Here is a 13334-nt window from a genome sequence, read left to right on the forward strand (position 1 = left end):
CATCGTAAAAAACTATATGATATCGAAATCGATAGCTGGCTTGGAGGACAAAAGATGATTGAGCAGCCGAATCGAATGGATGCTGAACTTATTATTATTAATGCGTGTATCATAACGATGAACGATGACAACCCCATAGCGACTGCACTAGCAGTAAAGGACGGGCAATTTTGTGCTATAGGGGACGATGCTGAGATAATGAAGCTTGTCGGCCCAAATACAAAAGTGATTAACGCTAACCAACGCATGTTAATTCCGGGGTTAAACGATTCGCATTTGCATCTTATTCGAGGTGGACTTAACTTTAATCTCGAATTGCGCTGGGATGGCGTACCTTCTGTGGCTGATGCTTTAAGGATGTTGAAAAAACAAGTTGATCGAACACCGCCGCCTCATTGGGTTCGCGTTGTTGGCGGATGGACCGAGTTTCAATTTAAAGAACGCCGGATGCCTACATTAGATGAAATTAACCGAATTGCCCCTGATACTCCCGTATTCATCCTTAATCTCTATCGTCAAGCCTTTTTGAATAAAGCGGCTTTGCGTGTGATCGGATACACGAAAAACACACCGAACCCGCCAGGTGGGGAAATCCAACGGGATGGCCAGGGCAATCCAACGGGATTGTTAATCGCTCGCCCGAATGCGACTATTTTGTATGCCACATTAGCTAAAGGCCCGAAGCTTACCTATGATGATCAAATGAATTCTACCCGACTGTTTATGAGGGAATTGAACCGTTTTGGAGTAACAAGTTTAATTGATGCTGGAGGCGGCTTTCAGAACTATCCTGATGATTATAAAGTGTTTGAAGAGCTGGATAAGCGTGGTGAGATTACAGTTCGTACAGCCTATCATTTATTTACGCAGCATCCTAATAATGAACTGAACGATTTCAAAGCTTGGACGGAAACAACGCAGCCGTACACGGGCAGCTCTTACTACCGTCATAACGGTGCCGGAGAAATGCTTGTATACAGTGCGGCAGACTTCGAAGATTTTGTTGAACCTCGTCCAGAACTGCCCGCCGTACTGGAAGATGAACTATTCGAGGTAACAGAGCATCTTGCCAAGCATCGATGGCCGTTTCGTCTTCATGCAACCTATGGAGAATCTATTACGCGCTTTCTTGATGTATTTGAACGGGTGAATAAAGAAGCTCCTTTCCAAGACATACGTTGGATTCTCGATCATGCGGAGACAATTCAGGAAAAAGATTTGGAACGCGTCATCACGCTTGGCGGTTCGATTGCCGTTCAGAATCGCATGGCCTTTCAAGGAGAATATTTTGTTGATCAATATGGGGCAGCGGCAGCAGAGCATGCACCACCGATAACGAAGATGCTGACTGCTGGTTTACGTGTCGGAGTAGGGACAGATGCAACAAGAGTTGCAAGTTATAATCCGTGGCTGGCCTTATACTGGCTAGTAACCGGAAAAACACTTGGTGGGCTTAGTTTGTACCCTGCTTCCAATCGTGTAGAGAGACATCAGGCGCTTCGTATGTATACGACCGGGAATGCATGGTTCTCTAAAGAGGAGGATGTTAAAGGACAAATTAAAGCCGGGCATTACGCTGATTTTACAATTCTCTCGGACAATTTCTTTCAAGTCGCCGAAGAAGATATTAAAAAAATCGAGTCAGTCTTTACAGTTGTAGGAGGCAAGATCGTATACGGCACACAAGAGTTTCAGTCCTTGGCACCACCTACTCCAAAAGCGAGCCCTGATTGGTCACCGCATAATTTCTTCGGAGGCTACTATAACGGAATGAACGACGGAGGCGATGGATCCGGAGGGCCACCATATAGGCAACAGCGCTTGCATCACAGTTGCAATCATCATCATGGCAGCGGATTTTGTGACTTGGATTGCTTCGTCTTCTAATCTCAAATATGCGGCTTGGGAAGATAATAAATCACTGTCGGGCATTACCTTTTCTTGTGAAATCATTAAAGCGCAAAAAAGAGAACTGAATATAGTTCTCTTTTTTTGCAGATATACAAATAAGCAATAATCCTTTCACGTTTAACCATATAGCAATAACCAATTGTTGAATGGCAATTGGAAAGTTCAGCATCATGTAGACTGCATCCAGACCGATGAAGCGAATCATAAATAATATGGTTGCCAATATGGATAGGGTAGACCCAATAAGGCCCGTTAAAGTTCAGAAGTCGTTGATGGAAAATCGCTTCTTGGGTTTTTTGCAAAATACGGATATAGAAAATCCACTAGACTTTGATTGGGATATTTAGGTACTATTTAAAATAGAAAATGCTGGGGGGAGTGTTATGTCAATGCTAAACAAGGTGGTTATCAATTAGGTCAAGTTGTAGATTAATGATGAATTTTTTGAGGGAAGGTGCGCTGAGAGGTTGCAAACAAAAGAAAATATCATGACTCATAACGATGTTGTTTCAATCGGAGATACCTATTTACTTCCAGTAGTAACGGAGTTGTTCGGATTAGAAGGCTATGAAATTAAGCTTATTCCCGCACATGACGGAGGGCGGAATGTCGTATATACCTGTAAGAAAGAGGGAGCTGACGCTAAAATTCTCAGAATCGCCTTCTTACCTGACAGGAAGCGGGAAGATTTCCTGGCCGAAGTGGAGTATATCCGATATTTATTTGAGCATGGCGGAAGTGTCTCGAATGTAGTCAGCTCCCAAAAGGGGAATCTGCTGGAAGAGATCACGCATAAAAATCATACCTTCTATATCTGCCTGTTCGAAAAGGCCAAGGGAAAATTGCTTGTGGAAAATCATTATCGGTACCGGGAAGGGGTTCCTCTCTCCGAATACTTTTATAACTGTGGTAAAACCCTGGGGAAACTGCACCACATATCGAAAGAGTATACTCCTGTCCATCGTCGGTATAGTTTTTTTGACAAATACAATGCCGAATATATGAATAAACTGATACCCGACTCCTTCTCTCTGGTTAAGAAGAAGCTGGTTGAGCTGCTTAATACCTTAGAAGGATTGGATAGGAATCGTGAATCTTTCGGTATGAACCATTTTGATTATAACGATGGGAATTATTCGATAGATTTTGATACCGGGCAAATAACCGTATATGATTTCGATAATTCATGTTTCGCTTGGTATATGTTTGATCTGGCAGGTCTCTGGATAAGCGGAGTGGGCTGGGTACAATTTGAACCAGATGTCGCTAAACGTAAAACGTTTATGGATGATTATTTTGAAATAGTCCTCAAGGGATACAGATCCGAGACCCAGATCGAAGATTCGATGTTGGATCAGTTACCTTTATTTATTCAGGTGTGTGACATGGAAAATATCGTCGACTACTTCGAGGTGATGCAGAACAGCGGTGAGGAGCCAAGGAGTGACGAGGTAATGTCGTATATCATAAAATGTTTGGAAGAGGATATCCCATATAAGGGCTTTTTCCATGACATTTACTCATGTGAAGAACCCTTTGAGTATGAGGAACGGAATATTTAGACTTTGTGTGTGGATTGCAAATGGCGAACAGCCGGCTCTTTGGGGCCGGCTGTGTTTTAACTTCATTGGATACAGATGTCAAAAGAAAATAGAGTTCTAGACTGAAAAATTAAGTGTTTTCTTAGTGCTTAGATTAAGATAAGGCTCCTTTAAAAGCACTACATGCTACCCGCGTATGTTCTTTAATTAATATTTGGTAAGGATTATAATGGAGGGGAGCGTAGCCCAAGCGAAGGCCTGAACGTCTATGACTTCGGAAGCCCAGCGGGGCGCAGACGAGGGTATGTTGTGATGTCACAGTACCCCTTGGACAACTTCAAATGGCCTGAGCCGAAGATCCCTGAAGATTAAAAAGTAGCGCATGCTCCTTCACTTGCAGCATGCGATCTAAGGAAAATTGGGCTTCGTTACCATGCATTCATTCTATCATAAACTCTTATTTCACTCCTTTATTAATAATGAGGAGCTAAGAATTGATATTGCTGAAGTCCGGAAGTTACACCCCGGCTTGCTAACTTTTGATGAATGGTTACAAAATATAGGCAAACCAAAGATAGAGCTTCTGCTCGCCTAGGAGCTGTAATAAAAACGAAATTTTTAAGAAAACATCCGAAATCCGTCCCTAACGAATAGGCCATTCCTTGCGGGATGGCCTCCTGCTTGTCATTGCAGAATCAGATGTAAGTCCGAAGGGCCACCCTCGAAAAATAGCCCTTTAATTTTGCCGTTCAAGCGTTCAAGGAGGCTGGTGGAAGCATGAAGCCATCGGTAGGGCAAGGCGTCATTTGTGCATTCCATTCGGGAGTGCCCCTATACTTCTAACGCATAAGAAACGGCCTGCTCTCTCGTCATTCCTCTTCCGATCGTAATGGCCTCGTTAAACGGCTCATCGCCGCATTCTAGCCTGCAGGTTCGTTTCGCTTGCTCGTAAATCAATTGAAACTGAGGCTGAGCCGCGGAGCCAAGCTTCGCTCTTAATTTCTCGGAGACTCCGATAAGCGTAGCGGCCGCCCGGTATTCTCCCAGCCCGCACAACGAGCTTGCAAGTCCCTCGACTCCTCGCGCGAGGAACCACGTTCTCTGATACGTTTGGCAGATGGCGATGCCTCTCTTGAAGAGTGCGAACGCTTCTCTGGGCTTCCGCCGGTTTAACGCGATATATCCCAATGTCCGCAAAGGTCCCGACAACTCCAAATCGTCTTTTGCTTTCTCGAATAGAGAGGCGCTTTCGACGAGCAAGGGTTCGGCTCGTTCCCAATGCTGTTGCACCACCAGAATGTTGCCCAGAGAACCTAAGGATGACGCGAGGCTCCAATCGTCGCCTGAATTCCTGGCATGAAGCACGCTCTCTTCCGCTAACCGGATCGCTTCGTCCCCTAAGCCCGAACGCGATGCCAGCTGAGTCAGCATGCGAAGCTGAGATGCCAGGAGCGCCGGATGTCCGAGCTTGCGAGCTTCATCCGCGCTTTGTCTGGCCAAATCTTCGGCTTCCTCGACTTCTCCCATAACCCATAGCAACACGCTAAGACCATGCTTCGCTTTGACCACGTGTTCTTGAACGGAAGCTTGACCGTGCGTCGCCAGAGCCGTTCGAAGCAGCGCGGATCCTTCCTGCAAGGTTCCTTCATGCAGCCAATAATAATAGAGGCAGGACGCCATTCGTATTGCAGCTCCCGCCTCCCGCGGATGATCGCAGGCTAATCTCAGCGCGGAGCGAATGTTGGCGTATTCCCGCCGAATCGCCACGAATGCGGCATCCCGGTCTCGACTGCGGAATCCCCGTTCCGCTCTATTTACGAACCGACAGTAGTGCTCGACGAAGCGACTGATCATCCGTTCGCGTTCCTCGTCCGTGCAGTGCTTTTCCCGTTGTTCAATTCCAAATTGTTTAATGGTCTCGAGCATCGAATATCTGCGTCTAGGTCCGCTACTTGCCAAATCAACAGAAAGAAACGATTTATTGAATAGGCTAGCAACCAAGTTTAAGGCTTCCTGACGATCGAACCGTCCGAGCGACGGGTTCGATTCTTCATCCGCGCATATCTGTTCGACCGCGTCCAGCTCGAATCCCCCGGTAAAAGCACTCAGCTTCCGCAGCAGCTGCCGCTCTTGCTCCGTGAGCAGGGCGAAGCTCCACTCCAGGGTGGATCGAAGCGATTGATGACGGGGGGCAGCCGTTCGCCTCCCGGCTGTAAGGACGGCGAACAAATCGAACAGCCGTTCGTCGATTTGCTCGATACTGAGCACGTTCGTCCGGGCGGCAGCCAGCTCTATGGACAGCGGGATGCCCTCCAGGCGTTCGCAGATCCGTCCGACGATCTTCACGTCCGCTTCCGTCACACGGAAGGAGGGAGATACAGCGGTCGCGCGCTCGATAAACAGCTGAACGGACTCGCAGGACAGAATGGCGTCATCTGCTGCATGATTCCGCAGCTCATTCTCCGTGGGGAACGTGAGCGGCGGAATCCTCCATACGCGCTCCATGCCGATGTTCAACGGCTCCTGGCTGGTGGCCAAAATGGCGACCTTAGGGGATGCCGACAACAACCGCTCGATGAGAGAAGAGCAGAAATCGATCAAGTGCTCGCAATTGTCGAATACGAGAAGCATGCATTTGTTCCGGATATGGTCCTGCAAGGATTCGATAAGCGGCCGTTCCTTCTGTTCCTTGATGTCCAACACCGATGCAATGATTCTCAGCGCCGAGAGCATATCCATCGCCGAAGCGAGCTCGAACAGCCACACGCCGTCGGGATAAGAGAGGCAGGCGTCCGAGGCGACCTTATACGCCAGGCGCGTCTTGCCGCTTCCCCCGGCACCCGCAAGCGTGACGAGGGGGTAGTCAGCAAGTTGTTGCCGAATCTCCCCGACCTGTTCGAGGCGGCCGATAAACGAGGACATTCTGCTGGGTAGATTCGTTGTCCCGTATGGGGCGGTTGCATTTCGCGGCGATTCATCGGTTCTGTGAACCGGCGAACCTTCCGATCGGATTCCGGAGTGAACGTTAGAATCGCTACCTGCAGAAGCATCCGCGAGAATCGCCTCGAACCATTGTTCGTCAAAGAGGGGATACATCCGGTTATTTCCTGACCTGTCGTCATGGAATCGACGGACCGTCTCCCAAAGTAACTGAGCCTCCGCGCTCTCGGAACCGCGAAGAAATTTTTGTTCAACTACAAAGAGTTGAATCAGCAGTTGCAGATTATGGGCGCTCGGAAGCCGTTCGCCATTTTCCCACTGCTGTATCGTCCTTGTCTCCACCCCGATCCGCTTGGACAGATCAATCTGCCGCAGCTTCGCCCTTCCAGTTGGGCCCGGTCTCTGCCGTAGTTTGCGAATCATCTCTTCCGGCCATACCCGTTCTGTTTGATTACCCGCCATTAGTTCTCCTCCCGATAACACGAACTTACACGAACTCTTCGAACCGAACTCGCCTGCATTCTTAGCATAGACGTCATCGTGCTAAGATTCAATCATACCGAACACGCCGGGTAAGCGTGAGGAAAAGACTAAGGGAAAACGATAAGGAGGGATGCGGCATGCCATTCGTACGCATCGCATTGATGAAGGGCAAATCAGCGGAGTATCAAAAGAAAGTAGGGGATATCGTGTATCAGGCGATGATCGACACGCTCAATGTACCGGCGAACGACCGTTCCAGGTCATTACGGAACACGACTCCTATGGCATGGTGTACGATCCCACGTATCTGAACATACAGCGAACGGAGGACATGATGTTTATCCAGTTGTTCCTCAATGAAGGACGCACGGTTGATGTCAAAGAGCGGTTTCGAGGTCGGTTGTCTACCTATTAGTAGGTAATAATCGATATCGCTTGCGTGGACAATCAAATGGAACCCGCGACCGTTATGCTTGCGAATTTGAACGAGGAGGCGAGAACTTTGTTATATGAATTGCGGGTTTATCATATTCACCCGGGCAAGATGAAGGCGATCCAGGACCGGTTCCGGGATCATGTCGTTGCTTTGTTCGTGAAGCACGGCATGAACGTGACGCAGTTCTGGGAAGACTGGGACGAAGGCGCGAATCGGCTGTACTATCTCGTCGAGCATGAAGACATGGACGCGCGCAACCTGAACTACGACCGCTTCCGCAACGATCCGGAGTGGTTGGCGATCAGACAGGTATCGGAGCTTGACGGACCGCTCGTGGCGAAGCTGGAAAGCCTGTTCATGAAGAACGCGGCCTTCTTCACGGCCATGTCATGAATGAAGTCCCAACCAACAAAGGCGCACTGCTTGACGACCATTCTGCCGCCGTATACGCCCACGGTACGTCCAACGTGACCGATCCATGACGAACCGCAGCGGGGTACACTGCAAGCCAAGAGCCGGAAGCTGTTCGCAGCGATCCGGCTCTTCCCTATGGCCGGCTTCGCGATGAAGCGCGACAAGCCGGCAGGCGGCGCAAGCCGTTGCCTTGTGCTATCGCCGCTGCATGCCGCCCGCCTTGCTTCTGACCCAGTCGATCAGGAGAAGCTACAGCGGAATGAGGCTCTGCATGATCAGCCCGAGGGTCGGGTAGATCAAGACGAGATACGCGTGGAGTTCGCCGCTGTTATGGAAGAACCAGGCCGAGCCGATCGCTGACAGCAGCGTGAGCGGGGCGATGAGCTCGCGGTAGTTCCGAATGCGGAACAGTAGGCTGACGCTTAGACACAGAATGAAGAGCGATACCGACACTTTAACGAAATTGCCCCTGGCCCACAGCGCGACGGCGATCGCTTCCAGCCGCTCGAACGAGCCTTCGATGCCGATATATTGGATGACGCTCAGGAACGAATAGTTCAGCTTGCCCGTCAACTGATGATCTGGGCCTTTCCCGTTAACCGCTGAAGAAAAGGAAGTTATCTCTAGCCGAACGCAAATTCTCTCGGAGCATCTTGCCAAAATGGAGGCTCAGTACTTAGCGCTGGCAAGCATAATCGGGCGGACGCGAGAGAAATTGGATTTCTACAATTAGGCAGAAATAAAATGAAAATCGCTTCAATTGGTTCTGGGAATATGGGAGGGACATTAGGCAAAAGATGGGCCGCTATTGGGCATAGTGTGATGTTTGGCTCGCGGGATCCGAATAGCGAAAAGGTTAAGCTCTTGCTGCAGGTCGCGGGTGCTAACGCGAAAGCCGGCACGATCAAGGAAGCGGTAGCGTTCGGCGAGGTGATTCTGCTAGCTGTACTGCCCGGGGATGTTGAGCGCGTACTTACCGAGGCGGGAGATCTGGACGGCAAGATACTCATTAACTGCACCAACCGATATGATGGCGCATCCGCTGATATGGAGGTGCGGCGTTTTACTCGGAATGCGCGTAGTTCGCGCTTTTCACACACTACCTTGGGAAGTGCTCGCGAACCCGCGGTATGAAGCGGGCACCGCGACTGCTTTCTTGAGCGGGGCTGACCCCGAAGCGGTGGCAGCTGTCGCCATACTTGCAACCGAAATCGGGCTCGATCCGGTAGACGTAAGAGGCCCGGACGCTATGGCGAAGGTGGAGACGGCGATAGGGACGATTTGGAGCGTTCTCGCTCCTGAGTTTGGGGGGAACACAGCCTTAGGGTATTAAGACGTTAGGGAAGGAAGTTTTAAATATTTTAAGGATCCATTGTGCTAACGGGCAGATTAGCGTGGTGAATTTAAAACTATTTCCACTTATTTCCGTATATAATTAAGTAGTCCAATTATATTGTGTAAGGAGGGGCCACAATGCCGTATATAAATCTCCAAATAACGAAGGGTGCTAGTAGGGAGCAAAAGGCGCAAATCGTTAAAGAATTTACTCAGACCCTTGTCAATGTACTTGGCAAGAAACCTGAACATACCCATATTGTTATTCAAGAAATTGATGAAGAAAATTGGGGGTTCAGCGGTGTTTTGACAGACGATTTTCTAAGGAGTAAGTCTTAAGTTATTACGTTCACTGGGAACGTTAGTTCAATGAAACAGCGACAGTCTAGGACTTTATTTTCTTATCCTTGGCCTGTCGTTGTTTTATTTTCTAGGGTCAGTCTAAAACTTATTATATGGAGTCTGACGTTATAACAGTTTGAAAAGTCGCCTCGATCATAGACATCCAGTCTAGTACTTTATTTTCTGCTGACAACAGAAACTATTCCGGCCGATTGAATCCTTTCGTGATCAGCCATATAGCCAATACCAATTGTTGAACAGCAATCGGCACGTTCAATATCATATAGGTTGAGTCCAAACCGATGAAGCGAATCATAAATAACAGGCTTGCCAATATAGATAGTGTTGAGCCAATCAGACCCGAAACTGATAACCAACGGGGAACGATTTTGGTTTGGACAAAAATGCAGGTAAACAAGAACATTGCTAAAACAAATGCCAGTGTTGTTGCTACATGGTTCACCAAATCCCGACCGTCCCGCAACAATTCACCCAAGGTGTGGAAATAGGATACATTCAGAGCATCAACTTTTGCAAATTCTTGACTTACTGACAGTAACAGCAGAAGAATGATAACACCAATCATAATGAACACACCTGAAATGATGCCAAAGCCAACAGAGCCTAGAGCAAGACCTTTATTATGCTTGCTTAACATCGGATACAGCAAAATCGGAATCCCAACATAGGCAGCAACCATTAATAATTGAGAAAACGCTCCTATCAGTACCTGACCTTCATTTTTAGAAGCGTTGACCAGGTAGTCTGCTCCATCAATATCAGGCACTACACTGCATATCCCTGCAACCAACCCGACTATGAATAACAACCCTACAATTACAGCAGACCTTCTACTTGAATGTATACTTCTCCTCAGCATAATGAACCTCCTTATCATATCTATCGTGGGGGCTACTATCAAAATACTCCGAATCGTTTACTGACATGACAGGGTTCGGAAAGAATTACTGAGCAAAGTTGAATCAATCAAGTTGGAGTGTAAAAGCAATGAGGGGAAGGCGTCAGCAGGGTTTCAGTACCTAACTATATTACTTCGGAAATGGGTCTGGAGCTGTTGGATGTCACAGATGAAATCCGCCCTTATCCGGAAGTCCATTATAGTTTACATAATAAAATTATGGTTTACTTTTATGATGGACTGATTCAGTTGAAGGGTGGACAGGAGACCCAAGACGCGATACATGCTTTTCTCAATAAATATGGAATGCGATGTGCCGGAGAGAACGATGGGGGATGCTGAACTAGAAGATGGAAGTCACTGCCTCTACGGATCCTAGCTGGACACCATTGTTTATCTACACCAAGTTCTCGTCACCATTGTAAACAGCAGCGTATAAACAAAAAGGATGAGCAAGATCCACATTTATTAATGGATCTAAACTCATCCTTTTTTACAATTATAAATAATCGCAAATCTCTTTCTGAGAGCCTTAATTATAGGCAATGTTGCCGCTGCCGCTCTTTACAGTAGATTCATCAGCTTCTAATCGATTCGGATCAAATTCATTCTCCATCTTGGCGATAACAACGGTTGCTACACCATTACCGATTAAATTCGTAATTGCGCGAGCTTCGGACATGAAACGGTCAACACCCAGCAGTAGGGCCATGCCTGCGATTGGAATGGATGGGAAAGCAGCTAATGTTGCAGCTAGTGTAATAAATCCTGATCCTGTAACCCCAGCAGCGCCTTTGGAAGTTAGCATCAATACGAACAGAAGGGTAATTTGCTGCCAGATGCTTAGATCAACACCAGATACCTGAGCGACAAATAGCGCAGCCATTGACAGATAAATCGATGTACCGTCTAGATTGAAGGAGTATCCTGTTGGAATAACAAGTCCCACGACGGATTTGGAAGCACCGTATGCCTCGAGCTTTGACATCATTCGCGGCAGAGCAGATTCAGATGAAGAGGTACCAAGCACCAGTAAGATTTCTTCTTTAATGTAAGAGATAAACTTGAAGATGTTGAATCCGAATACTTTGGCGATTGATCCGAGTACGACGATTATAAATAGGAACATGGTCAAATAAACAGAACCCATCAGCTTGCCAAGTGTGAACAACGAGCCAAGACCAAATTTGCCAATTGTATATGACATAGCACCAAAAGCGGCAATTGGTGAAACCTTCATAATAATAGTAACGATACCAAAAAATACGTGTGAGAGTTTATCGAATAAAGAAATGATGGCTTGCCCTTTTTCACCAATAGCGGTTAGAGAAAAACCAAACAGGACTGCAAATAACAATACCGGAAGAAGCTCACCGCTAGCAAAAGCCCCGATAACATTATCAGGCACGATGTTCATGATAAAGCCCATTACACTATTATCATGCGCTTTCTCCGCATATTGTGCAACGTCACCTGTAGCCTTTGAAATATCAATTCCTGAGCCTGGCTTAACTATATTTACTACAAGTAGGCCAATTGTAAGTGCTATGGTTGTTACAATCTCAAAGTACAATAATGCCTTACCACCGATGCGTCCGACCTTTTTCATATCGCCCATGCTTGCGATTCCATGTACTACGGTGAAGAAGATGATTGGTGCAATCACCATCTTAATAAGCTTGATAAAGATGTCTCCAAGCACCTTCAGTTCAACGGCATATTTAGGGAAAAATTGTCCGAAGAGAACCCCAAGAAGAATCGCGAATAATACTTGAACGGTCATGTTTTTCATGATTTTTTTTAACTTCATGTTCTTACCCCTCGCTTTCACCATTGTAAGCGCTTTATTCGATGTGCTAAGTGTAAGAGAGAGGGGAGAAGGTGACAAGCATATGGTCATATTGTTCTTTTTGGTCTTTAAGGTCCAGAAATTTCGCTCATTACATCAGCTCCGATTTTCAAAGCGAAATCTTTATAAAGCTCCTTTGAGGCTATCCTCCATTCCGCTGTTTGCTCTTTCGTTAATATGGAAATCTGTAAATTCTGGTTCGTATGAATCTCGTTCATATGAGACTCATTTCTAGCTGCTTTCTTATTTGCCTGCTCTGTTGTTTCATCCATTGCTTCGATGAGCAGCTGTTGCACATCAGAAGGCAGGCTATCCCAGAAGGATTTGTTGAAAATAACGGCATAGCCCAAATAACCATGATTGCTAATCGTCATATATTTCTGTACTTGGTAGAGGCGTTTGCTTACGATATTCGATATCGTATTTTCCTGTCCATCTACTGAGCCGTCGGCTAGATTGCGATAGGCGTCGTTAAAAGGAATAACACTTGTCTTCGCTCCCCAGTTCTTCATGTGCCGTTCAATTAATGGACTTGGCTGTATGCGAAACTTTAGTCCTTTGAAATCTTGGGGCCCCAGAATAGGCCGTACATTGTTCGTCACTTGTTTGAAGCCATTGGACCAGAAGGCGACTCCCTTCATGCCATACGGTTTAAGCGTTTGGAATAGCTTGTCTCCAAGCGAACCATTCAGCTTGCTTTCAACCTCATTCTGATCATTGAAAGCAAATGGCAGATCCATGACTAGCCATGCTGGATCGATCTCGCTCATGGTTGAGAAGGAGGGGGCTATCATTTGAATATCACCACGCTGAAGTGCAGCAACTTCATTATTCTCACTATATAGCATGCCATTTGGGAACACTTGTATCTCGACGCGATCCTTTGATTTCTTTTTTACTAGATCAGCGAATTCAGCTGCAGCGAGGCCCTTTGGTGTGTTCTCAGCAACTACATGACTGAATTTGATGACGATCCGTTGCTTAAGTCCAGTTTGTTCATCATCCTGATAGAGCTGTTCATTCAAGTTTGGCTGATATCCGACTAGATATGCAGCTAACAATCCAATAATAATGAACATTCCAATACTTGCAATCGCTTTCAAATTTGTCTCCTCCTAGTTGCTAATTTAGGCCTATTATTGCACAATAGCAGATAAAGGTAAA

General features: G+C 46.9%; 13 protein-coding genes and 1 pseudogene. 9 read left to right on the forward strand and 5 right to left on the reverse strand.

Going from position 1 to position 13334, the window contains the following annotated elements; genetic code table 11:
- Positions 1-54 precede the first annotated feature (54 nt).
- Positions 55-1887: an amidohydrolase gene (locus ABN764_RS03745; protein WP_446670963.1), complete on the forward strand. Its 1833-nt coding sequence runs from the start codon at positions 55-57 to the stop codon at positions 1885-1887.
- A 512-nt stretch (positions 1888-2399) separates the two neighbouring features.
- The gene (locus ABN764_RS03750; RefSeq protein WP_446671326.1) at positions 2400-3473 is read left to right on the forward strand and encodes a phosphotransferase enzyme family protein; all 1074 of its coding nucleotides are present in this window, start codon (positions 2400-2402) and stop codon (positions 3471-3473) included.
- A gap of 810 nt (positions 3474-4283) precedes the next feature.
- Here ABN764_RS03750 and ABN764_RS03755 read toward each other — a convergent pair.
- On the reverse strand, positions 4284-6854 hold the full coding sequence (locus tag ABN764_RS03755; protein ID WP_446670964.1) for a helix-turn-helix domain-containing protein: 2571 nt from the start codon (positions 6852-6854) through the stop codon (positions 4284-4286).
- 182 nt (positions 6855-7036) lie between these two features.
- Here ABN764_RS03755 and ABN764_RS03760 point away from each other — a divergent pair, with 182 nt between their 5' ends.
- From ABN764_RS03760 to ABN764_RS03770, 3 genes are all read left to right on the forward strand, one after another.
- Complete coding sequence (locus tag ABN764_RS03760) at positions 7037-7186, forward strand: hypothetical protein (RefSeq protein WP_446671327.1); 150 nt, start codon at positions 7037-7039, stop codon at positions 7184-7186.
- Positions 7138-7290, forward strand: coding sequence for a tautomerase family protein (locus tag ABN764_RS03765; protein ID WP_446671328.1), 153 nt, complete (start codon positions 7138-7140; stop codon positions 7288-7290). Before ABN764_RS03760 ends, ABN764_RS03765 begins: the two co-directional genes overlap by 49 nt.
- An 87-nt stretch (positions 7291-7377) precedes the next feature.
- Positions 7378-7704 (forward strand): NIPSNAP family protein, encoded by a 327-nt coding sequence (locus tag ABN764_RS03770; protein WP_446670965.1) that lies wholly within the window; start codon positions 7378-7380, stop codon positions 7702-7704.
- Positions 7705-7974: 270 nt separating this feature from the next.
- On the opposite strand, the gene ABN764_RS03775 is transcribed toward ABN764_RS03770, so the two are convergent.
- Positions 7975-8298, reverse strand: a complete 324-nt coding sequence (locus ABN764_RS03775) for a GerAB/ArcD/ProY family transporter (RefSeq protein ID WP_446670966.1) — start codon at positions 8296-8298, stop codon at positions 7975-7977.
- A 171-nt stretch (positions 8299-8469) separates the two neighbouring features.
- Between ABN764_RS03775 and ABN764_RS03780 the strand changes: the two genes are divergently transcribed.
- The 3 genes from ABN764_RS03780 (at position 8470) to ABN764_RS03790 (ending at position 9399) form a co-directional block, all read left to right on the forward strand.
- On the forward strand, positions 8470-8859 hold the full coding sequence (locus ABN764_RS03780; RefSeq protein ID WP_446670967.1) for an NADPH-dependent F420 reductase: 390 nt from the start codon (positions 8470-8472) through the stop codon (positions 8857-8859).
- On the forward strand, positions 8798-9058 hold the full coding sequence (locus ABN764_RS03785) for an NAD(P)-binding domain-containing protein (protein WP_446670968.1): 261 nt from the start codon (positions 8798-8800) through the stop codon (positions 9056-9058). Before ABN764_RS03780 ends, ABN764_RS03785 begins: the two co-directional genes overlap by 62 nt.
- 140 nt (positions 9059-9198) lie before the next feature.
- On the forward strand, positions 9199-9399 hold the full coding sequence (locus ABN764_RS03790; RefSeq protein WP_174809326.1) for a tautomerase family protein: 201 nt from the start codon (positions 9199-9201) through the stop codon (positions 9397-9399).
- Between the two features lie 202 nt (positions 9400-9601).
- Here ABN764_RS03790 and ABN764_RS03795 read toward each other — a convergent pair whose 3' ends face one another.
- The gene (locus ABN764_RS03795) at positions 9602-10282 is read right to left on the reverse strand and encodes a DUF4386 domain-containing protein (RefSeq protein ID WP_446670969.1); all 681 of its coding nucleotides are present in this window, start codon (positions 10280-10282) and stop codon (positions 9602-9604) included.
- A 153-nt stretch (positions 10283-10435) separates the two neighbouring features.
- Between ABN764_RS03795 and ABN764_RS03800 the strand changes: the two are divergent.
- Positions 10436-10651 (forward strand): annotated as a pseudogene (locus tag ABN764_RS03800) (hypothetical protein); the annotation flags it as partial.
- A 202-nt stretch (positions 10652-10853) separates the two neighbouring features.
- On the opposite strand, the gene ABN764_RS03805 reads toward ABN764_RS03800, so the two are convergent.
- Both ABN764_RS03805 and ABN764_RS03810 read right to left on the reverse strand, forming a co-directional pair.
- A complete protein-coding gene (locus ABN764_RS03805; protein WP_446670970.1) occupies positions 10854-12131 on the reverse strand; it encodes a dicarboxylate/amino acid:cation symporter in 1278 nt (425 codons plus the stop codon).
- 107 nt (positions 12132-12238) lie between these two features.
- Complete coding sequence (locus ABN764_RS03810) at positions 12239-13273, reverse strand: DctP family TRAP transporter solute-binding subunit (protein WP_446670971.1); 1035 nt, start codon at positions 13271-13273, stop codon at positions 12239-12241.
- Between the last annotated feature and the right edge of the window lie 61 nt (positions 13274-13334).

It is taken from the genome of Paenibacillus wuxiensis (assembly GCF_040195695.1).
Lineage (GTDB): Bacteria > Bacillota > Bacilli > Paenibacillales > Paenibacillaceae > Paenibacillus_B > Paenibacillus_B suaedae.

What these genes read in the sequence shown, in the direction of transcription:
- ABN764_RS03745 (WP_446670963.1), top strand. Translation starts at nt 55, where the DNA reads ATGATTGAGCAGCCGAATCGAATGGATGCTGAACTTATTATTATTAAT.
- ABN764_RS03750 (WP_446671326.1), top strand. Translation starts at nt 2,400, where the DNA reads ATGACTCATAACGATGTTGTTTCAATCGGAGATACCTATTTACTTCCA.
- ABN764_RS03755 (WP_446670964.1), bottom strand. Translation starts at nt 6,854, where the DNA reads ATGGCGGGTAATCAAACAGAACGGGTATGGCCGGAAGAGATGATTCGC.
- ABN764_RS03760 (WP_446671327.1), top strand. Translation starts at nt 7,037, where the DNA reads ATGAAGGGCAAATCAGCGGAGTATCAAAAGAAAGTAGGGGATATCGTG.
- ABN764_RS03780 (WP_446670967.1), top strand. Translation starts at nt 8,470, where the DNA reads ATGAAAATCGCTTCAATTGGTTCTGGGAATATGGGAGGGACATTAGGC.
- ABN764_RS03785 (WP_446670968.1), top strand. Translation starts at nt 8,798, where the DNA reads ATGCGCGTAGTTCGCGCTTTTCACACACTACCTTGGGAAGTGCTCGCG.
- ABN764_RS03790 (WP_174809326.1), top strand. Translation starts at nt 9,199, where the DNA reads ATGCCGTATATAAATCTCCAAATAACGAAGGGTGCTAGTAGGGAGCAA.
- ABN764_RS03795 (WP_446670969.1), bottom strand. Translation starts at nt 10,282, where the DNA reads ATGCTGAGGAGAAGTATACATTCAAGTAGAAGGTCTGCTGTAATTGTA.
- ABN764_RS03805 (WP_446670970.1), bottom strand. Translation starts at nt 12,131, where the DNA reads ATGAAGTTAAAAAAAATCATGAAAAACATGACCGTTCAAGTATTATTC.